At 59.0% G+C, this 20,791-nt stretch carries 20 protein-coding genes; 12 read left to right on the forward strand and 8 right to left on the reverse strand.

What is annotated here, in order from left to right; translation table 11 throughout:
* The first annotated feature begins 85 nt into the window (after positions 1 to 85).
* From hslV to tatC, 10 genes are all read left to right on the forward strand, one after another.
* Positions 86 to 607: an ATP-dependent protease subunit HslV gene (gene hslV / locus NAT49_RS07190; protein WP_251592660.1), complete on the forward strand. Its 522-nt coding sequence runs from the start codon at positions 86 to 88 to the stop codon at positions 605 to 607.
* Positions 608 to 611: 4 nt separating this feature from the next.
* A complete protein-coding gene (hslU, locus tag NAT49_RS07195) occupies positions 612 to 1,937 on the forward strand; it encodes an ATP-dependent protease ATPase subunit HslU (RefSeq protein WP_251592662.1) in 1,326 nt (441 codons plus the stop codon).
* Between the two features lie 57 nt (positions 1,938 to 1,994).
* The gene (locus tag NAT49_RS07200) at positions 1,995 to 2,378 is read left to right on the forward strand and encodes a gamma-butyrobetaine hydroxylase family protein (protein WP_251592664.1); all 384 of its coding nucleotides are present in this window, start codon (positions 1,995 to 1,997) and stop codon (positions 2,376 to 2,378) included.
* A gap of 120 nt (positions 2,379 to 2,498) precedes the next feature.
* Positions 2,499 to 3,245 (forward strand): bifunctional demethylmenaquinone methyltransferase/2-methoxy-6-polyprenyl-1,4-benzoquinol methylase UbiE, encoded by a 747-nt coding sequence (gene ubiE / locus NAT49_RS07205; protein ID WP_251592666.1) that lies wholly within the window; start codon positions 2,499 to 2,501, stop codon positions 3,243 to 3,245.
* A gap of 58 nt (positions 3,246 to 3,303) precedes the next feature.
* Positions 3,304 to 3,945 carry a ubiquinone biosynthesis accessory factor UbiJ gene (locus NAT49_RS07210; protein WP_251592668.1) on the forward strand — a complete coding sequence of 214 codons (642 nt, stop codon included), beginning with the start codon at positions 3,304 to 3,306 and terminating at the stop codon, positions 3,943 to 3,945.
* Positions 3,942 to 5,570 (forward strand): ubiquinone biosynthesis regulatory protein kinase UbiB, encoded by a 1,629-nt coding sequence (ubiB, locus tag NAT49_RS07215; protein WP_309619112.1) that lies wholly within the window; start codon positions 3,942 to 3,944, stop codon positions 5,568 to 5,570. The genes NAT49_RS07210 and ubiB overlap by 4 nt, the downstream gene beginning before the upstream one ends.
* Positions 5,571 to 5,633: 63 nt before the next feature.
* Complete coding sequence (locus NAT49_RS07220; protein WP_251592670.1) at positions 5,634 to 5,987, forward strand: phosphoribosyl-ATP diphosphatase; 354 nt, start codon at positions 5,634 to 5,636, stop codon at positions 5,985 to 5,987.
* Between the two features lie 39 nt (positions 5,988 to 6,026).
* Positions 6,027 to 6,272, forward strand: coding sequence for a Sec-independent protein translocase subunit TatA (tatA, locus tag NAT49_RS07225; RefSeq protein WP_251592671.1), 246 nt, complete (start codon positions 6,027 to 6,029; stop codon positions 6,270 to 6,272).
* A 3-nt stretch (positions 6,273 to 6,275) separates the two neighbouring features.
* Complete coding sequence (gene tatB, locus NAT49_RS07230) at positions 6,276 to 6,704, forward strand: Sec-independent protein translocase protein TatB (RefSeq protein WP_251592675.1); 429 nt, start codon at positions 6,276 to 6,278, stop codon at positions 6,702 to 6,704.
* Positions 6,705 to 6,709: 5 nt separating this feature from the next.
* The gene (gene tatC / locus NAT49_RS07235) at positions 6,710 to 7,477 is read left to right on the forward strand and encodes a twin-arginine translocase subunit TatC (RefSeq protein WP_251592681.1); all 768 of its coding nucleotides are present in this window, start codon (positions 6,710 to 6,712) and stop codon (positions 7,475 to 7,477) included.
* A 4-nt stretch (positions 7,478 to 7,481) separates the two neighbouring features.
* Here the strand turns inward: tatC and elbB are convergent, their stop codons facing one another.
* The gene (gene elbB, locus NAT49_RS07240) at positions 7,482 to 8,141 is read right to left on the reverse strand and encodes an isoprenoid biosynthesis glyoxalase ElbB (protein WP_251592683.1); all 660 of its coding nucleotides are present in this window, start codon (positions 8,139 to 8,141) and stop codon (positions 7,482 to 7,484) included.
* 238 nt (positions 8,142 to 8,379) lie between these two features.
* Between elbB and ppk1 the strand changes: the two genes are divergently transcribed.
* Positions 8,380 to 10,584 carry a polyphosphate kinase 1 gene (ppk1, locus tag NAT49_RS07245; protein ID WP_251592686.1) on the forward strand — a complete coding sequence of 735 codons (2,205 nt, stop codon included), beginning with the start codon at positions 8,380 to 8,382 and terminating at the stop codon, positions 10,582 to 10,584.
* On the opposite strand, the gene NAT49_RS07250 is transcribed toward ppk1, so the two are convergent.
* The 5 genes from NAT49_RS07250 to trxA all read right to left on the reverse strand — a co-directional run bounded on the left by NAT49_RS07250 (position 10,573) and on the right by trxA (position 16,707).
* Positions 10,573 to 11,631, reverse strand: coding sequence for a 3-deoxy-7-phosphoheptulonate synthase (locus tag NAT49_RS07250; protein ID WP_251592696.1), 1,059 nt, complete (start codon positions 11,629 to 11,631; stop codon positions 10,573 to 10,575). The genes ppk1 and NAT49_RS07250 overlap by 12 nt on opposite strands.
* 804 nt (positions 11,632 to 12,435) lie before the next feature.
* The gene (locus tag NAT49_RS07255) at positions 12,436 to 13,152 is read right to left on the reverse strand and encodes a ferredoxin reductase domain-containing protein (protein WP_251592697.1); all 717 of its coding nucleotides are present in this window, start codon (positions 13,150 to 13,152) and stop codon (positions 12,436 to 12,438) included.
* A gap of 9 nt (positions 13,153 to 13,161) precedes the next feature.
* Complete coding sequence (gene ubiD, locus NAT49_RS07260; protein WP_251592701.1) at positions 13,162 to 14,658, reverse strand: 4-hydroxy-3-polyprenylbenzoate decarboxylase; 1,497 nt, start codon at positions 14,656 to 14,658, stop codon at positions 13,162 to 13,164.
* An 88-nt stretch (positions 14,659 to 14,746) separates the two neighbouring features.
* The gene (gene rho / locus NAT49_RS07265) at positions 14,747 to 16,006 is read right to left on the reverse strand and encodes a transcription termination factor Rho (protein ID WP_251592708.1); all 1,260 of its coding nucleotides are present in this window, start codon (positions 16,004 to 16,006) and stop codon (positions 14,747 to 14,749) included.
* A gap of 371 nt (positions 16,007 to 16,377) precedes the next feature.
* Positions 16,378 to 16,707 carry a thioredoxin gene (gene trxA, locus NAT49_RS07270; protein WP_251592711.1) on the reverse strand — a complete coding sequence of 110 codons (330 nt, stop codon included), beginning with the start codon at positions 16,705 to 16,707 and terminating at the stop codon, positions 16,378 to 16,380.
* Positions 16,708 to 16,876: 169 nt separating this feature from the next.
* Here trxA and ppx point away from each other — a divergent pair, with 169 nt between their 5' ends.
* Positions 16,877 to 18,418: an exopolyphosphatase gene (gene ppx, locus NAT49_RS07275; protein ID WP_251592712.1), complete on the forward strand. Its 1,542-nt coding sequence runs from the start codon at positions 16,877 to 16,879 to the stop codon at positions 18,416 to 18,418.
* Here the strand turns inward: ppx and tilS are convergent.
* Together tilS and accA are read right to left on the reverse strand one after the other, a co-directional pair.
* Positions 18,360 to 19,661 carry a tRNA lysidine(34) synthetase TilS gene (gene tilS / locus NAT49_RS07280; RefSeq protein ID WP_251592714.1) on the reverse strand — a complete coding sequence of 434 codons (1,302 nt, stop codon included), beginning with the start codon at positions 19,659 to 19,661 and terminating at the stop codon, positions 18,360 to 18,362. The two genes, ppx and tilS, sit on opposite strands and share 59 nt — an antisense overlap.
* A 125-nt stretch (positions 19,662 to 19,786) precedes the next feature.
* Positions 19,787 to 20,740: an acetyl-CoA carboxylase carboxyl transferase subunit alpha gene (accA, locus tag NAT49_RS07285; protein ID WP_251592716.1), complete on the reverse strand. Its 954-nt coding sequence runs from the start codon at positions 20,738 to 20,740 to the stop codon at positions 19,787 to 19,789.
* Between the last annotated feature and the right edge of the window lie 51 nt (positions 20,741 to 20,791).

Below are 20,791 nucleotides of genomic sequence, written 5' to 3' on the forward strand. Positions count from 1 at the left end.
CTCATCTAGGGGAGACACGCATCTCCCATGGCGCAGCAACGCGTCAAAGTCACCAGGGGATATCCCCCTTTTATCCGGAGTTCTTATGACCACGATCGTATCCGTTCGCCGCGGCGACAAAGTGGCCCTGGCGGGCGATGGTCAAGTCTCTCTTGGCAATACCGTCATGAAAGGCAACGCCAGCAAGGTCCGCCGCCTGTATCGCAATCAGGTGCTGGCAGGCTTCGCCGGCGGCACCGCCGACGCCTTCACCCTGTTCGAGCACTTCGAGGCACAGCTTGAAAAGTATCAGGGGCATCTGACCAAGGCCGCCGTGGAACTGGCCAAGGAATGGCGCACCGACCGCGCCCTGCGCCGTCTCGAAGCCATGCTTGCCGTGGCCGACAAGAACGCCTCGCTGATCATCACCGGTACCGGTGACGTCCTCGAGCCCGAGCATGGCATCATCACCATCGGCTCCGGCGGGCACTACGCCAATGCCTCCGCGCGCGCGCTTTTGGACAACACCGATCTGTCCGCCCGCGAAATCACCGAGAAAAGCCTGACCATTGCCGCAGACATCTGCGTCTACACCAATCACAACATCACTCTCGAAGCTCTGGACTAAGCCGATGACCGAACAGATGACGCCCCGTGAAATCGTCCACGCGCTGGACCAATACATCGTCGGCCAGGGCGACGCCAAACGTGCCGTGGCCATCGCACTTCGTAACCGCTGGCGCCGGATGCAGCTCGATGAAGACCTGCGCGCCGAAGTGGTACCCAAGAACATTCTGATGATCGGCCCGACCGGCGTGGGCAAGACCGAAATTGCCCGTCGCCTTGCAAAACTCGCCGGCGCCCCGTTCATCAAGGTCGAGGCCACCAAGTTTACCGAGGTGGGCTACGTTGGCCGTGACGTCGAATCCATCATTCGAGACCTGGTCGAGATGGCGATGAAGCTCGTTCGCGAGCAGGCCAAGAAGCAGGTCGAGCACAAGGCCGAAGACGCCGCAGAAGAGCGCATTCTCGATGCCCTGCTTCCGCCGGCGCGCGGCAGCGAATACGACAACGGCGGCAAGCAGGACAGCACCACGCGCCAGACCTTCCGCAAGAAGCTGCGTGAAGGCCAGCTCGATGACAAGGAAATCGACATCGAACTGACGCCTCAGGGCCAGGGCATCGATCTGATGACCCCGCCGGGCATGGAAGAGATGACCAGCCAGCTGCAGAATCTGTTTTCCAACATGGGCAAACAGCAAAGCGAAACCAAGCGCATGAGCGTCAAGGAAGCCTTGAAACTCGTACGCGACGAGGAAGCGGCGAAGTTGGTCAATGATGAAGATCTGAAAGCCCGCGCCATCGACTCGGTCGAGCAGAACGGCATCGTGTTCGTCGATGAGATCGACAAGGTCGCCAAACGCAGCGAATCCGGCGGCGATGTTTCGCGTGAAGGCGTTCAGCGCGATCTGCTGCCGCTGATCGAAGGCTCAACGGTCTCGACCAAGCACGGCATGGTGCGCACCGACCACATTCTCTTCATCGCTTCGGGCGCCTTCCACCTCTCCAAGCCCTCGGATCTCATTCCGGAGCTTCAGGGCCGTCTGCCGATTCGCGTCGAGCTTTCCGCGCTCACGCCGGACGACTTCAAGCGCATCCTGACCGAGCCGTCCGCGTCGCTGACCCGTCAGTACGAGTCACTGATGAACACCGAAGGGCTTCAGGTGGAATTCACCGAAGAAGGCATCGACCGCATCGCACAGATTGCCTATCAGGTGAATGAAGGCACCGAAAACATCGGCGCGCGCCGCCTGCATACCGTCATGGAACGTTTGCTCGAGGAGGCACTGTTCGAAGGCAGCGACATGCAAGGCCCGCTGACCGTCGACGCCACCTACGTCGAGGACCGCCTTGGCGACCTGGCCCGCGATGACGATCTCTCGCGCTATATTCTATAAGCCGTCGCGCCCCGCTCACTGTGGGGCGCACCTCGAACGTGGTAGAGGAGACCGAGCATGACCGAGCCCACCCTGACCCATGTCCACTACCGCCGTGAAGATCGTATTCTGGATCTCACCTTCAGCGATGGCCATCACTACGCTCTGAGCGCCGAGTATCTGCGTGTCCACTCGCCGTCGGCCGAGGTCAAGGGCCATGGCGCAGGCCAGGAAGTGCTTCAAGTCGGCAAGAAGAACGTCGGGCTGACCGACATCACTCCCGCCGGGCATTACGCCCTGAAGCTGCATTTCGATGACGACCATGACAGCGGACTTTATACCTTCGAGTACCTGCTGGAACTTGCGCTTCACGAAGAGCAGTACTGGGCACGCTATCTTGAACGTCTCGAGAAGGCCGGCCAGACACGTCAGCCGATGTCGATCTCGATTAAGCAGCTTTGAGGCTCACGCCAAAGACAAAATCCGCCGTGGACGCTACAATGCAATCCGCCATCGGCCCCGGCCATCACGCACGCCTCCGGGCAGCCGTCACCTTCTGGCCTTTATCTTTTTGAGGAAAGCATGGATAAGCGAACCACGGACTTTGGCTACGAAAAGGTGGCCTTCGAGGAAAAAGCCGGACGAGTGGCCGATGTCTTTCACTCCGTCGCCTCACGCTATGACACCATGAACGACCTGATGTCGATGGGCGTGCACCGCGTGTGGAAACGCATCACCATCGAGCGCTCCGGCGTGCGCCGTGGGCACAAGGTGCTCGACATCGCAGGCGGTACCGGTGATCTCACCGCCAAGTTTTCAAAGCGTGTCGGTGATCAGGGCCAGGTGGTCCTTGCCGACATCAACAGCTCCATGCTCAACGTCGGCCGCGATAAGCTGACGGATCTGGGGCTTTGCAACAACATCGAATACGTACAGGCCAATGCCGAGGCATTGCCGTTTGAAAGCAACACGTTCGACTGCATCACCATCGCGTTCGGGCTTCGAAACGTCACCGACAAGGCCAAGGCGCTTCGCTCCATGGCGCGTGTCCTGAAACCCGGCGGTCGACTGCTGGTTCTGGAATTTTCCAAACCGGTCAATCCCGTGTTCTCGAAAGTCTATGACGAGTACTCCTTCCGAGTACTGCCAAAGCTTGGCCAGTGGGTCGCCAACGACCCCGACTCCTACCGCTATCTGGCGGAATCGATCCGCATGCACCCGGATCAGGAAACCCTCAAGCACATGATGGAACAGGCAGGCCTCGAGCGCGTCGAATATACCAACCTGACCGGTGGCGTAGTGGCCTTGCATCGAGGCATCAAGCTCTGATCGGTCTATCCATGATTTCATGACGCAGTCTGGCTGCGCATCAGGCAAGAGTAAATCCATGACGTTACTGACTTCCGTGCTGCTTTCGGGCATGGAGAAAACCGTCAATCAGCTGTTGTCGCGTGACCCGGCAGCGGCCGAGCGACTCAATGCGCTGGCAGGGCTTCGCTTGGTGGTCTGCCTCGAACGCCCGAACATCAACACACGCATCAGCTTCGATCCGTACGGGATTCATCTGAGCACGCTGCGCCACGTGCAGGAAAAGGACGCCGACATCCTGCTTGAGCTGTCGCCGGAAACGCTTGCAAGCCTCATGGGCGGCGCCGACATCAAGTATCTGATGTTCTCCGGCAAGCTGGCCGCACGCGGTCAGGTGGCTCGGCTCGAAGCGGTTCGGGCGCTGTTCATGGATCTGGACGTCGATTGGGAAGGCGCACTGGTCGAATGGTTCGGTGAGGTACCGGCCCACAGCCTTGCCACCGGCATTAAAAGCATCGGTCAGTTCGGCGTGCACTCCTCTCAAGCTCTTGGCCAGGACATCCAGGAATACATGCTTGAAGAAGCCCAGCTGATTGCCGGGCAATCCCAGTTCCACGTGGCTCGCGAGCATCTCACTCAGCTTCAGATCGCGATCGACCGGCTCGAGGCGCGCGTGACCGCCGTTCAGAAAAAGCTTCCCGAAGGAGGAGCCTCTTCGTGAAATTCGTGCGGCTGATGCGCATTCTCTGGACCGTGGCCCGTTATCGGCTTGACGCACTGGTGCCGGCCGAACGCCTGCCGCACATCGTCCGGTTAGTAATGACCGTATCGCCGCTCAAGCTGATTCCAAAGGGCCCGAAGTCTCGCGGAGAGCGCTTGCGACTCGCGCTTGAATCGCTCGGGCCCATCTTCATCAAATTCGGCCAGATGCTCTCGACCCGGCGCGATTTGCTTCCGCCGGATGTGGCCATCGAACTCAAGCGGCTGCAGGACCAGGTGCCGCCCTTCCCCAACGACGTTGCCCGCCAGACCGTCGAAGAGGAACTCGGTGCAAGCGTTGCCGACATTTTCGAAGAGTTCAGCCCTGACCCGCTGGCGTCGGCCTCCATCGCCCAGGTGCATGTGGCGCGTCTTCACACCGGCGAAGCCGTTGTAGTGAAGATCATTCGACCCGGCATCGACCGGGTGATGCGAAGCGACATCCAGCTTCTCTATACCTTTGCACGACTGCTTTTGAAGGTCTGGCCCGAAGGCAAGCGCCTTCGCCCGGTCGAGGTAGTGCGCGACTACGAGTCGACCCTGTTCGATGAGCTCGATCTTTTGAAGGAAGCCGCCAACACCTCCCAGCTCAAGCGAAATTTTCTGCACTCGCCGCTTTTGTACGTGCCAACCATTCACTGGTCCTTGAGCCGCAAGCGCGTCATGGTGCAGGAGCGCATCGAGGGCATTCCGGTGGCCGAAACCGAATCGCTCAAGGCGCTCGGCATCGATTTGAAGAAGCTGGCCGAGCGAGGCGTGGAGATCTTTTTCACCCAGGTCTTTCGCGACAACTTCTTTCATGCCGACATGCATCCGGGCAACATCTTCGTCTCCGCCGAGCACCCGCATGACCCGCAGTACATCGCGATCGACTGCGGCATCGTCGGCAGCCTGACCCGGGAAGATCAGGATTATCTGGCCCGTAATATCCTGGCGTTTTTCAGACAGGATTATTACGAAGTCGCAATGCTTCACATCGAATCAGGCTGGGTCGGTGAAGACACCCGTGCCAATGAGTTCGCTGCGGCCATTCGGTCCGTGTGTGAGCCGATTCTCGAAAAGCCGCTCAAGGATATCTCCTTCGGCCAGGTCTTGATGGGGCTTTTCCAGACAGCCCAGCGCTTCAACATGGAAGTCCAGCCCCAGCTGGTACTGCTTCAGAAGACGCTTTTGAACATCGAGGGGCTCGGACGCCAGCTTTACCCGGACCTTGATCTGTGGCACACCGCCAAACCCTTTCTAGAACAGTGGATGAAAGAACGCGCAGGCCCCAAGGGGTTCTGGAGCGAGCTTCAAAAGCAGGCGCCGGATCTCGTTCAACGCCTGCCGGGCCTGCCGGTGCTTGCCCATCAGGCCTTGTCTCAGGTCGAAAGCGAGCGCAAGGAACGTCAGCAGCAAACCAAGGCACTGACTGAACTTCAGACCCAGTTCACGATGGCTCGCAAGGGAACTCGAAAGCTCCGGATCGGTCTCATCCTCATTGCACTCGCGGTGGGATGGGCGCCCCTGATCGAGTGGGCCGAACAACAGCCTCCCGGCGTGCTGATTGCCGGCGCCATCGGGCTTATACTGTTGCTCTGGCGCTAATGCCGAGTACGTTACCGGCCCCCGCCATTCACGCTAAACCGCGACATGTTTAACAGGGATTTCATGAACGACGCCCATAATGACGATATTCTAGAGCGCTTGGCTGATGTTCTGAACGAACGACGTCATGGCGACCCTGACCACTCGTACGTGGCCAAGCTTCACCAGAAGGGTCTCAACAAGATTCTCGAGAAAGTGGGCGAAGAAGCGACCGAGACCATTCTTGCGGCCAAGGACGCGCACCTTGGCAGTGCGGAAAAGGCGTCTCTGGTCAGCGAAACCGCCGATCTCTGGTTTCATAGCTTGGTCATGCTCTCGCACCTGGATATTTCCCATCAGGACGTACTGAATGAGCTGGCGCGCCGTTTCGACGTTTCAGGGCTGGAAGAAAAGGCCTCACGCGTCAAGGATCACTGACGAATAGACCAATGCGGCCACGGCCGCCAGGAGCAGACGATGTTAGGTGGTATCAGTATTTGGCAGCTTCTTATCGTGCTTGGAATCATCATCCTGATTTTCGGCACCAAAAAACTACGTAACCTGGGCGGCGATGTGGGCTCTGCGGTCAAGGGCTTCAAGGACGCCGTCAACGATGGTGAAAAGGACGCCGAGCACCAGCACAAGGTGCAAAAGGACAGCGACGGCACCAGCCACACCTACACCCAGGAACATACGTCCGAACAGCACGACACCCGGAAGTAAGCCATGTTCGATGTCGGCTTTTTCGAACTGATGGTGATCGGTGTGATCGCGCTTTTAGTGCTCGGCCCCGAGCGGCTGCCGGTTGCGGCACGTACGGCCGGGCTCTGGATCGGTCGCATCAAGCGTACGGTGTCCAATGTTCAGCAGGACATTTCATCTCAGCTGGAAGCGGAAGAGCTTCGTCGCAAGATGAAAGAGCATGAAGATGCGTTCTCCTCCAGCATGGACGGCTTCAAGCGCGATACCGAAGAGTCGCTGGGCCACTACCAGGGTCCGAGCGGTAACTCACGCTCAGCCAGGCCTTCTGCATACTCACCACAGCCGGCCTCGAACGCGGGCACCGAACACGTGGATGATTCGAGTGCACGCGTAAGCCCACATTCTGAAACGGCCGACACGACGCCCTCTGACAAGCCTTACAAGGATATTTAAGCGCGATGAGTTCCCCCGAGGATTCCGATCAGCCCATGCCCTTGATCGAACATCTGGTCGAACTACGATCGCGGTTACTGAAAGCGGTCGTGGTCATTCTTGTACTGTTTCTGGGCCTTTATGGCTTCTCGAACGACCTGTACGAGTTCATCGCACGCCCCTTGATCGGGCTGATGCCCCCCGGCTCGCAGATGATCGCGACCGAAGTGGCCTCCCCGTTTCTGGCGCCGTTCAAGCTGACCCTTGTGGCCGCCCTTTTCGCGGCGGTGCCGTTTCTTCTGTATCAAGCCTGGGCGTTTATCGCCCCGGGGCTTTATACCCACGAAAAGAAGCTGGCCGTTCCGATTCTCGGCTCGAGCGTACTGCTGTTCTACGCAGGCGCTGTATTTGCGTATTTCGTGGTTTTTCCGATTCTATTCAAGTTCTTCACGACCGCCGCGCCTGAAGGCGTTCAGGTCATGACCGACATCAATGCGTACCTGAACTTCGTGCTGAAGCTGTTTTTTGCGTTCGGCGTGGCGTTCGAAATCCCAATCGCCACGTTTTTGCTGATCTTGACCGGCGCCACCGATGTAAAAACGCTCTCCAAGAAGCGCCCTTATGTGGTTCTTGGGTGCTTTGTGGTCGGCATGCTGTTGACCCCTCCGGATGTAGTGTCCCAGAGCCTGCTGGCCATTCCGATGTGGCTGTTGTTCGAGGTGGGCATTCTGTTCGGCCGGTGCGTGAAACGCCAGCGCGGCGGGCGCGCCGAGGTTACCGACAACGCCCGATAGTGGCTCAACGCATGAGTTCAGCGACCTTGTCGACCAGCTTGAAGATCCCCTTGGACGCCTCGTCCAGGTTCTCGGCCAGAAGATAGGCCGGCGTGGTGACCACGCGGTGCTCGTGGTCAACCACGATATTATCGACACTGCAGCTTCGGTGAAGCCCACCCATCGAACTGATGGCGCCTGCGATGCTTGCATCATCCCCGATCGTGACCGGCACACTGCCACTGAGCATCTTCGGCACCATGACCGGGGCGATGCACATCAACCCAATCGGCTTTTTGGCCTCGAAAAACGGCCGCACCTTTTCCACCAGCTCAGGCAGAACCGTAATGCTGTCGCCGCTGATGGCGAAGTCACACAGATTCTTGGCCGCTCCGAACCCGCCCGGCACAATGATTGCATCGAACTGCTCAGGGTCCAGCGCATCCAGCGCCTCGATGTTCCCACGCGCCAGGCGCGCCGATTCCGTAAGCACATTGCGTGTTTCACCCTGCATTGCCTGCTCGGTGCGATGGTCGATCACATCGTGCTGCTCGATGTCAGGTGCGAAACATGTGAAGGGAATCTTGAGTTGATCAAGACGCAGCAGGGTCAGTGTCGTCTCATAGATTTCGGACCCGTCGAGGTACCCGCAGCCTGCCAGTACTACGGCAACATTCTTGTTCATAAGCAACCTTTGAAAACAGTGGGTGATACGTCGATATGTTCATACGACCGTGGTATCGGTTTCCTCAGTATGGCCGATAACATAAAAAGGAGGGAATGGCGTTGATGACGTATGCTGAACCTACACTTTAATGAACCGCTTGAACACGCGCAAAGGCCTGAAAAAGCCTGACACGGCAGTGTCACAGAACTGACGTAAACTGCGCGCACTTACATTCAGGCATCTTCAAGGGCTACCGATGAGCACAAAACCCACGTCCACACCCGAGGCCTCATCGACGTCCGACAGCGACGGTGGAAACGAGACCCCGCCACTGCGCGTCAACCGGACAAAGGTCGGCATCCGGGCGCGACCGGCCCCTGACGGGGATATGGCGCTGACCCATCCCCAGCTTTACTTCAACCGTGAAATATCCACGCTGCAGTTTCATATTCGTGTGCTCGAACAGGCGCTTGACGACGCCCACCCGATTCTAAACCGCGTCATGTTCCTGCTGATCTTCTCCTCGAACCTCGATGAGTTTTTCGAAATTCGTGTGGCCGGTCTCAAGCAGGCGCTGCTGATCGATGAACATGCGCACAGCCGGGACGGCCAGACCTACCAACAAACGCTCAATGAAATTTCAGACATCGCCCATGAGCACGTCGCGCGCCAATACCAGATTTTGAATGACGTTCTGATCCCGGCACTCGAGCAGGAAAATGTCCGCTTTCTTCGACGAAGCCGCTGGACCAAGGCCCAGAAGGACTGGGTCTCCGACTATTTTTACCGTGAGATTCAGCCCGTCATCAGCCCGATCGGGCTTGATCCGTCGCACCCCTTTCCGCGCCTGGTCAACAAGAGCCTCAATTTCATTGTCGAACTCGAAGGCAGCGACGCCTTCGGACGCTCGGGCGGCCTGGCGATCATTCCGGCGCCGCGCTCACTGCCCCGCCTGATCCGCTTTCCAGAGGCCATCAGTGGTAATGGCAGCGTCGACTACGCGTTTTTGTCGTCGATGATTCACGCCCACGCGGACGCGCTGTTCCCGGGCATGACGATCAAGGGCTGCTACCAGTTTCGCCTGACCCGCAACGCCGACCTCTCCGTCAATCCGGAAGAGGTGTCGGATCTGGCCTCGGCTCTCAAGGGCGAGCTACTGGCGAGGCGCTATGGCGATGGTGTGCGACTTGAAATCGCCAACAACTGCCCGGCGCACCTCGCCGATTTCCTGCTCAATCAATTCGGCCTCATGGACCAGGACCTCTACCTGGTCGATGGCCCGGTCAACTTGAGCCGCATGATGGCAGTCATCAATGACACGCACCGCTCCGATCTACTGTACGGTCCGTTCGTTCCGGGGCTACCCAAGCCACTCAAGCACCGACGTGGCAGCTATTTCGACGCGGTGGCTCAGGACGACATTCTGCTTCACCATCCCTATCAATCGTTTGCGCCAGTCGAGCATTGGCTGAAGGAAGCCGCAAGCGACCCCAATGTGCTTGCGATCAAGCAGACGCTGTACCGCACCGGCCCCCATTCCGAAATCGTCAGCGCGCTGGCCGATGCCGCACGTAACGGCAAGGAAGTGACCGTGGTGATCGAACTTCGGGCACGCTTTGATGAGGCGGATAACATTGAGCTTGCCTCACGGCTTCAGGAAGCCGGGGCGAACGTCATCTACGGCATGATGGACTTCAAGATCCATGCCAAGCTGATGCACATGGTGCGTCGCGAGCAGGGCGAACTTCGTCATTACGCGCATCTGGGCACCGGCAACTACCACGCGACAACCGCCAAGCTCTACACCGATTACAGCCTGCTGACGGCCGATCACAAGCTCTGCCGGGACGTTCACCTCATATTCCAGCAGATCGCCGGCATGGGCCAGCCACGGCAAACTCACTACCTACTGCATGCCCCCTTCACGCTGCACAGCACCCTGATCGAGTTGATCGACCGTGAGATCGAGCACGTCAAGCGTGGCTGCAAGGGGTATATCCTGTTCAAGTGCAACTCGCTGACCGAGCCGCGCCTTATCCAGGCGCTTTATAGAGCCTCTCAGGCCGGCATCGAGTGCGACCTGATCATTCGCAGCACCTGTTGTCTGCGCCCGGGCGTGGAGGGCGTGTCAGACAACATCCGCGTACGCTCGATCGTGGGGCGGTTTCTCGAACACACCCGCGTCTATTATTTCCGCAATGCCAATCGCCCTCAGCTCTGGTGCGGCAGTGCAGATGCCATGGAGCGCAACATGTTCCATCGGGTCGAGAGCTGCTTTCCGGTACTCAATCAAAAGCTCGCCCGTCAGATCAAAAAGGACATGGACACGTACCTGCTCGACAACTGTCAGAGCTGGCAGCTCTGCGCCGATGGCCACTACGAACGCTCGACACCATCCGGCGATGAAGAGGCCATCAGCGCGCAAGAGACGCTGCTCTATGCGTACGCGTTAAAACGCTAGCTCGGTGTTGGAGGCGGCCAGCGCGGTCGCCATCTGACGCAGCAGCTGCTCGGTGTGCGCCCAGCCGAGGCAGCCATCCGTCACGGACTGCCCATAACGAAGCCCGTTTGCAGTAATGGGCTGCTTGCCCTCTTCGATGAAGCTTTCAAGCATCACCGCGCACAGTGCCTTGTTACCCCGAACGCGCTGAGACACCACATGCGCCAGAACATCGGGCTGGCGCGCCGGGTCCTTGCCGCTGTTGGCATGGGAGCAATCCACCATCAGTGCGGCAGGTGCCCCACTTTGGCTCAGGCAGTGCTGAGCGCTGGCAACACTTGCAGCGTCGAAGTTGGGTCCTTGATCACCCCCTCGCAGCACCAGATGCGTATGCGGGTTCCCCTGGGTCAGCACACTGGACATCACACCGTGACCATCGACCCCGAAGCTGTGATGGGCGTAAGCGGCGCTTTGCATTGCATCAGCCGCGATTTGAACGCTGCCGCTCGTGGCGTTCTTGAAGCCAACCGGGAAATCGAGGCCACTGACCAACTCCCGATGGACCTGTGACTCGGTGGTACGGGCGCCAATGGCTGCCCATGAGAGAATATCGTCGAGGTAGTGCGTGACCACCGGGCTTAAAAGCTCTGTCGACACCGGCAAGCCCAGTGACGCGATGTCGATCATCAATTCCCGAGCCTGACGAAGCCCTTCCGACATGTCGTGCGACCCATCCAGGTGCGGATCATAGACCAGTCCCTTCCACCCCGTAATCGTGCGCGGCTTTTCAACGTAGACCCGCATGACCAGCAGCAGTCGAGCCGATAGATGCTGATTCAGGGAGGCCAGGCGCTGCGCATAGTCAAGTGCTGCAACAGGGTCGTGCACAGAGCACGGACCAACGACCACCAGCATGCGATCGTCCCTACCGGCAAGAATCTCTGCAATGGCTGCGCGTTGCTTGCGGATTTGCGTCTGGAGGGCGTCACTCAACGGCATGGCCGCCTTCAGATCGCGAGAAGAAGGAAGCGAGGTATGGGATAGAGCGGAAGGTGTATCGGCAGACATGGGAAAATTCCTTTATGAGCGTTGAGATAATGAGGACGGCAGACGACTGGGATCGATCACGACCCAAAAGGCACCGCGGGCAAACAGGGCACAAGCATTGAAATACGTCATGGTCCAATCTCCGTTATTGAGTTATAGAAGTGCAAACAGCGTACAAACGAAAAACCCCCTGACCGGGCAAGCCGATCAGGGGGTTTGATACTCGGCTGCCCGTTAAACGATTCGGGCGGCCTATGCAGTGCATTACATCAGGCGCGCCCGTCCATAAACCAATACCAATAGCCGATCATTGCAGCGTCAACGCCAGTGGCGTTTGCTTCAATGAAGGCGTTATTGACGTGGGCTTGGTTTATCATCATCGGGCAAGTCATCAGTTATTTGGATCTATCCAGAGCTTAAGCAGTTGTCCTGCTGGGTCCTGCATCGAGAAACAGGCACTGAATCAAGAAAACAGCTTAAGCCAGAGAAGAATCATCGGAACGGCGGTGAGAACACCCAGCGCTGTTACACCTGCAATCAAACCGGCCAGGGCAACATGCTCCTTGCGTGTACGTGACCTCAACGTTGTCATGGTCCGACACCTCTTGACAGTAAATTGTTATTCAACGACATGTCGTCATAACGCGAAACGGCGCTTACGCGCCGCTTCGCTTTTTTATATTTACGCTTCCGGGCCTTGATCGTCAACCGTATGTTGCAGCCAGATGACACCTTCCGGTTGAAAACCGGGTAATTATCATCTAGCGATCATCAAGACCGCGCGTCTGAATCTTTTACTGAAATGCCTTGAATATCGCCGAAAGACTAGCCTCTGGGCGCATAACTGAAGACATCGGAAAACACCCGCTCAGTCAGCGGCTCGATGGCATCAAGCGTATCGACTACGGCATAGACCATGCCTGGCGAGCCTGAAATAAAGATGCTCGCCTCGCGCGTACTGGTCACCCGAGCATGCAGCGCGCGGTCAACACGCTCGATCATACCGTCGAAATCGGTCTCGCTCGGCGCCTCGATCACGGGCGTGAACGTCACGTTCGGGTACTCCGTGCTCCACCGACGCGGGAGGCTTTCAAGATAGAGGTCCTCTCGCGTCTTGCCCGCCCACCATAGGTGAACCGGGCGGTCCGGATGGTGCGCCAACGCCGCCTCGATGATCGCTTTCATCTGGGCAAAGCCGGTACCAGCGGCAATCAGCATCAAGGGCCGGTCGTCATCAAGATCCAGTACGCTTTCGCCGCTCGGCAATCGAACCTGAAAGGCTTCATGCGCAAAAAGACGCTCGAACAAGCGTTTCGAGCGGGGATTTTCAGGCGCGTATTGAATGTGCAGCTCGAGCTCACCGTCGCCTTGATGGTGATTGGCAATGGAAAACGGCAACCAGTCGCCGTCCTGCTCCAACTCAAGGTATTGACCCGGCGCATGAGCCACTGCCGCACTGTCCCCCTTCAGGAACACGCGGTAGACAACCTCACTCAACGTTTCAACGGCTTCGACCTGGCAGGTCACTACGGTCGGGCTCATGCACATTCCTCAGCGTTCAACGGTGTTTTTTTCGGTGGGCGATACTATAGCGAATTCATCCCAGCGTTCCGATACGCGCGATTTGATCTCATCACTCATCGAAATGGCACGCCCCCACTCACGCGTGGTTTCACCGGGCCATTTATCGGTCGCGTCCATCCCCATCTTCGACCCGAGCCCGCTGACCGGCGAGGCGAAATCGAGATAATCGATCGGGGTATTTTCGACCAGAACCGTGTCACGCGACGGATCCATTCGTGTCGTGATCGCCCAGATCACATCCTTCCAATCCCGAACGTTGATGCCTTCGTCGACGACGATGACGAATTTCGTGTACATGAACTGACGCAAAAAGCTCCAGACCCCCATCATGACGCGCTTGGCATGGCCCGCGTACTGCTTTTTCATCGACACCACCGCCATCCGATAGGAACAGCCTTCCGGCGGCAGGTAAAAATCGACGATTTCCGGAAACTGGCGCTTAAGAATCGGTACAAACACCTCATTCAGCGCCACCCCGAGCACCGCGGGTTCATCCGGCGGGCGGCCGGTGTAGGTCGAATGATAGATCGGGTTGGTACGATGGGTGATTCGCTCAACGGTAAAGACCGGGAAGGTGTCGACCTCATTGTAGTACCCAGTGTGATCGCCGAACGGGCCCTCCTGGGCCATGTCATCAGGATAGATGTATCCTTCAAGGACAAACTCGCTGGACGCAGGCACCTCAAGCTCGGCATGCCCACACTTGACCAGTTCGGTTCTCGACCCCCGCAACAGCCCCGCAAACGCGTATTCGGACAGCGAATCAGGCACGGGGGTCACCGCCCCGAGAATCGTGGCTGGATCGGCCCCGAGCACCACCGCGACCGGAAACGGCTCACCCGGATGGGCCTTTTGCCACTCCTGAAAATCGAGCGCGCCGCCGCGATGGGACAGCCACCGCATGATCAAGCGGTTCTTGCCGATTTTCTGCTGACGATAGATACCAAGATTCTGACGCGCCTTGTGCGGCCCCTTGGTCACGACCAGCGGCCAGGTCACCAGAGGTGCAGCGTCGCCGGGCCAGCAGTGCTGAATCGGCAACCGATCAAGATCGACGGCCTCCCCCTCGAGCACGACCTCCTGGCATGGCGCCTTGCGTACCCGCTTGGGGCCCATGCTCATGACCTGCTTGAAGATGGGGAGCTTTTCCCAGGCATCCCGAAACCCTTTGGGTGGCTCGGGCTCTTTTAAAAAGGCGAGCAGCTCGCCCACTTCCTTCAATGCCGAAACGCTGTCCTGCCCCATACCGAGCGCCACCCGCGTGGGCGTTCCAAACAGATTGGCCAGCACCGGAATGTCGCTGCCCTTCACGTTTTCGAACAAAAGCGCCGGGCCCTCCTCACGAAGCACCCGGTCACAGATCTCGGTCATTTCAAGGTATGGATCGACCTCGGCCCTGACCCGCACCAGCTGGCCTCGCGCCTCGAGCCCATCGATAAATTCTCTGAGATCCCGATACTGCATCTCTTGCTCCCCTGATGATCGATGGGATGACAATGGCACAAAAAAGGGCAGGAATCATTCCTGCCCTCATTAACCGACGAACGCCCCGTCAGCGGCGCTTCATCGCCTCGAAGAACTCGATGTTGGTCTTGGTGTCCTTCAGACGATCGATCATGAACTCGGTCGCGGCCACGTCTTCCATCGGGTTTAAGAGCTTGCGAAGAATCCACATGCGCTGCATTTCTTCTTCGCTGCACAAAAGGTCTTCACGGCGCGTGCCGGACCGACGCAGGTTAATGGCCGGGAACACACGCTTTTCAGCCAGCTTGCGGTCAAGATGCACTTCCATGTTACCCGTGCCCTTGAACTCCTCGAAAATGACCTCGTCCATCTTGGAGCCGGTATCGACCAGCGCGGTGGCAAGAATCGTCAGACTGCCGCCTTCCTCGATGTTACGGGCCGCACCAAAGAACCGCTTGGGCTTTTCGAGCGCATGCGCATCGACACCGCCGGTCAATACCTTGCCGGAGGACGGCACGACGGTATTGTAGGCACGAGCCAGACGCGTGATGGAATCAAGCAGGATCACCACGTCCTTCTTGTGCTCGACCAGGCGCTTGGCTTTCTCGATGACCATTTCCGCGACCTGAACGTGACGCGCCGGCGGCTCATCGAACGTCGATGCCACGACCTCGCCACGTACCGTACGCGCCATCTCGGTCACTTCCTCGGGCCGCTCATCGATCAGCAGCACGATCATGTGGCATTCGGGATTATTGCGCGTGATGGAATTGGCGATGTTTTGAAGCATCAGCGTCTTACCCGCCTTGGGGGGTGAGACGATCAGACCACGCTGGCCCTTGCCGATCGGCGCGGCCAAGTCGATGATTCGAGAGGTCAGATCCTCGGTCGAACCGTTGCCGATTTCCATGCCCAGGCGGCTTTGCGGAAACAGCGGCGTCAGGTTTTCAAACAGGATCTTGTGCTTGGCGTTTTCCGGCTTGTCGAAGTTGATCTTGCTGACCTTCAACAGAGCGAAATAGCGCTCGCCTTCCTTCGGCGGACGAATCTTGCCCGCGATGGTGTCACCCTTGCGCAGGTTGAAGCGCCGAATCTGGGAGGGTGAAACGTAGATGTCATCCGGGCCGGCCATGTAGGAGCTGTCGGCGCTGCGCAGGAAGCCAAAGCCATCCTGCAGGATTTCGAGCACACCGTCGCCGAAGATATCTTCGCCGCTTTTGGCGTGCTTTTTGAGGATGGCGAAGATGATGTCCTGTTTCCGGGAACGTGCCAGGTTGTCGATGCCCATGTCGCGGGCAAGATTGAGCAGTTCGGGAACGGATTTTTGCTTGAGTTCGGTAAGATTCATCGGTTTATTCGAAAATCGCTCGTGTCAGCATGGCAAAGAGAAGTGCTGTGTGCTGCAAGACAGGAGGCGGTCAATATAAATCAAAGGCCGCCCGGTGCGTTCAGAAGCCTCTTGGGTGTCATCTATGTCTTGAGTGGCCGGCTCGTGGCGGCTCGGACAACGCTGGTCGAGACATGCAGGATGTGATCGGTAACTAAATTCGCCTGAACTCAGATCACTGGCCTTGATCGGGGCGCGACGATCACGAGAAGAGGGCTGACTGACGACTTGGGAAACCGCTATAGGCGCGGCCGGAAAGCATTCGGAACAGGCGAACGACCTGATGGTAGTCAACCTCCACCACCAACGCAATAGGCCAGCGGCATAAAATGCTACTTGAGTTCCTCTTCGATAAACTCGAGGATCTGCGCTTTTGGCAGTGCCCCGACCTTGGTCGCCTCGACATTGCCATCCAGAAAAAGAATCAGAGTGGGGATGCCTCGCACGTTGAACCGAGCCGCAATATCCGGGTACTGGTCGATGTCGATCTTGGCCACGCGAACCCGCCCTTCAAGCTCGGTCGCGATGTCATCGAGCACGGGAGCAAGCTGCTTGCACGGCCCGCACCACGGAGCCCAGAAGTCGATCAACACAGCGCCGGAATGCGCCGTCAACTCCCGCTCGAGACTGGCTTCATCCCACTGTGCAACGCGTTCGCTCATGATGTTTTCCCTAAATAATGAATCACTCTTCAACATGAAGAGCCCGCGACAAGAATGCGTCATGGTTCGTGCGCTATGCTTGCCACAACGCCATAGACTATAAAGCGACCCGGCCTGCACGTCATGGTCAAACACAGGGTCGCCCCGTGCAAAGAAACAGGATGCCTTAATGACGGACGATACGCTCCCTGACAGCTCGAAAAAACTGGCCGCCATCGATCTGGGATCGAACAGTTTTCACTTGTTGATCGTCGAGTACAGCAACGGCCATATCAAGACGCTCGAAAAGCGCGGCGAAAAGGTGCAGCTCGCCGACGGCATGGACAAGGACGGATGTTTAAGCGATGCCGCCATGGCCCGCGCCATGACATGCCTTGAACTGTTCGCGCACTTCATCGACGGCATTGGTGCCGACGATATTCGTATCGTTGGTACCAATGCCCTTCGCACCGCCAGCAACAGCGATGACTTTCTCGCCCGAGCCCAGGCCCTTTTGGACCACGATGTCGAAATCATTTCCGGCCGCGAGGAGGCGCGCCTGATCTACCTGGGCGCCGCTCATGCCCTTGCTGAAGGCAAGGGCCGACGCCTGGTGGCCGACATCGGCGGCGGCTCGACCGAGTTCATCATCGGCGAGCATTTTACGCCGCTGGCGCTTGAAAGCCTCGATATGGGCTGTGTGGTCTACACCGATCGATTCTTCGCCGATGGCGCCATCACCGATAAGAATTTCCGCCAGGCCGAGCGAGAAGCGCGATCAGAGCTTGCGAACATCAAGCGCGCCTATCAGAAACTTGGCTGGCAGGACCCGATCGGCACCTCCGGCACCATCCGCGCCGCCGCGGAAGTGCTCGAACAGCACGGTCAGACCGAAGGCGGTGTCGTCACTCGGGAGGGCCTTGACTGGCTCAAGAAGCGGCTGATCAAGCAAAACGACCTGCACTCGCTGTCACTGGATGGACTCAAGGCCAGCCGGGCGCGGGTCTTTCCCGCCGGGGTCGCCGTGCTGCGCGCCATTTTCGACGTTTTCAAGCTCGAGCGGCTTCGTTACGCCAATGGTGCGCTCCGAGAAGGGGTCATCAACGATCTGATCGGCCGCGACACCGATCAGGACCCGCGCAACAATAGCCTCGATGCGCTGACCACGCGTTTCGATGTCGACACCCAGCAACAGCATAACGTGCGCGAGAGCGCCCGCCAGGCCTTCGAGCATCTGGCCAAGTCCTGGTCATTGACCAATGCCCACTGGCGCTATCTGGACTGGGCCGCACGCGTTCACGAGCTGGGCCTTGCCATTTCTCACGCGAAGTTTCACCGCCACGGCAGCTACATCCTTGAATACGCCGATCTGGCCGGGTTTTCTCGGCCCGAACAGCAGCTTTTGGCGTTTCTGGTTCGAGCGCACCGTCGTAAATTCCCGCTTCGAGAGCTCAACGCCCTACCCGAACGTCGGCGGCTCCCGTTCCTGCGCCTGGCGGTCATCCTGCGCCTGGCGGTGCTTTTGAACCACTCCCGTGACGACGACCCCTTCACCGACTTCGGGCTTACCGCTGAGGGCGACACGCTTGAATTGACCCTGCCGGACGACGCCCTGCTTCGAATTATCGACGCCGAGCGCGAATGCCACTACCTGAGCGATACCGGACTGACCCTCACGGTCTCGACCTATCCCGCCAGCGACTCGCCTCACACGTCCAGCCATCTGCAGTAAGCACGGCGGGCGTGGCGCCCGGGGGCAGCACGAGCGCCACCAGCTCGCCTCCGGCCCACACGAGCAAACCCTGAGAGCGCTGCCACGGCGGCACCTCATACGTCTGAAACAGCGCCTTGAGCGCCCGGCGGTGACCGTTGACTCGAAGACGTTCACCGCCGCGGCGCGAGGTAACGCGGTCAATCATCGCCTCGCCAGAGGACGTCGAGCTCAGGGCGCCGAACCAGTCGCCCCAGGGCGTCGTGAGCTCGGTGGCGTTCTCCCACGCGGCATCGAACGGCGCAAGCTCCGCGCAAGGCGTACCGAGATAAACTCGACGACGCCATTGCCGCGCCTCCCCCCCAGGCCATTTGACGACAACCTCTGCGTCCAGGCGCGCATCGAGCTGCTTGAGCAGGGTTGAAAGCCGTCGCCTGGGCGGCAGCGGCACCTCCAATTGCGCCAGCGCGCGCCGAATCAGCACCGCCTGTTCATCAGGTGAGCGCGCAACAAGGGCGTCAAGCTCAAGTACGCCCGGCGCGCACGTGATCTCCTCAAGTACATCATCGGCAAAGCGCATCAACGCCGCGCGCTCACCTCGAAGCAGTTCGGCCGTCGAGGCCAGCACGTGGGAAGCGCGCGTCCAGCGCGCCTCGAGCCGTGGCAGAACGTCATGGCGCAGGAAATTGCGATCAAAGCGCGTATCGCGATTGGTGGGGTCCTCGACCCACACAAGCCCCGCGTTTTCAGAAAGCTCGACCAGACTCGCCCGCGGCACCGACAGCAGCGGGCGCACCAGAGCGCATGTCGCCGTCAATGCGCGCCTGGGCGCCATGCCACCGAGGCCAGTCAACCCGCTGCCCCGCAGCAGCCTGAGCAGCACGGTTTCGGCCTGATCGTCGCGATGGTGGGCAAGCCAGAGCGTGTCACCCGGCTCGAGCGTCTGCTCGAACGCGGCGTAGCGCGCTCGCCGCGCTGCCGCTTCAAGCCCATCGCCGTCGGGGTCGACCGTGACCCGATGACACACCAACTCGATACCAAGCGCCTGGCACTGACGCTCACAGGCCGCCTCGAGTGCATCGGCCTCGACGTGGAGACCATGATGGACATGAACCGCTTTCAGCTCGGTGTGCACGGGGCAGAACCGATGCGCGAGGTGCAAGAGACAGGCACTGTCCATTCCACCGGAAAGTGCGACCCAGACGCGCGCCCCACTGATGGAAAAACCGTGTTCGAGATATGACTGCACTTGATGCTCGGTCACAGGACCTCCTCGAGCGCTTGGTCGGCAAGCGTTTTTTAGCGTCGAACGTTTGCCATCTATTTTGCCGTCCATAAAAAAAGGCGTGCCAGAGCACGCCTTTTCATCGTCTTACAGGCAGACCGTTTTTACGCGGGCGCGCCATAACTCATCAACCGGGCGTAGCGCCGCTCAAGCAGCGCGTCGGTGTCCAGCGCCGTCAACCGATCAAGGCTTTCATTCAAGGCGCCGCGAACGCGCTCCGCAGCGGCATCCGGCGTGCGGTGGGCGCCACCCAGCGGCTCTTCGATCAGGGTATCGACAAAGCCCAGTTCCTTCAGACGCGAGGCGGTAATGCCCATTGCGTGAGCGGCTTCAGAGGCCTTTTCAGCGCTCTTCCACAAAATGGACGCGCACCCTTCCGGCGAAATGACCGAGTAGGTGGAGTACTGAAGCATCTGAAGCTCATCGCACACGCCGATGGCCAGTGCGCCGCCGGAGCCGCCTTCACCGATCACGGTAGAGATGATCGGCGTCTTGAGGCGAGACATGACGGCGAGATTGCGGGCGATGGCTTCGCTCTGGCCGCGCTCTTCGGCGTCGATGCCCGGATAGGCCCCGGGCGTGTCGATGAACGTCAGCACCGGCATGTTGAAACGCTCGGCCATTTCCATCAGGCGCAGCGCCTTGCGGTAGCCTTCCGGACGGGGCATGCCGAAATTACGGCGGACCTTGTCCTTCACCGACCGGCCCTTCTGATGGCCGATGACCATGACCGGCCGGTCGTCGAGCCGCGCGATTCCGCCGACCAGCGCTGCGTCGTCGGCGAAGGCACGGTCGCCGTGCAGTTCTTCGAAATCGGTGAAGATGGCGTCGAGGTAATCGAGGGTGTAGGGCCGCTGCGGATGGCGCGAGAGCTGGGCGACCTGCCACGCCGACAGATCGCGGAAGATCTGCTCGGTCAGCTTGCGGCTTTTTTCCTCGAGCTTGCCTACTTCTTCGCTGATGTTGATCTTGGAGTCGTTGCCGACCAGGCGCAATTCTTCGATCTTGGCCTGCATTTCGGCAATGGGCTGTTCAAAGTCCAGATAGTTCGGATTCATAGGGGCGTTATCACACTCTCTGGCAGCTCATCATACATCGCCGTATGGAGC

This window comes from Larsenimonas suaedae, from assembly GCF_023712105.1.
In the GTDB taxonomy this organism is placed as follows: Bacteria; Pseudomonadota; Gammaproteobacteria; order Pseudomonadales; family Halomonadaceae; genus Larsenimonas; species Larsenimonas suaedae.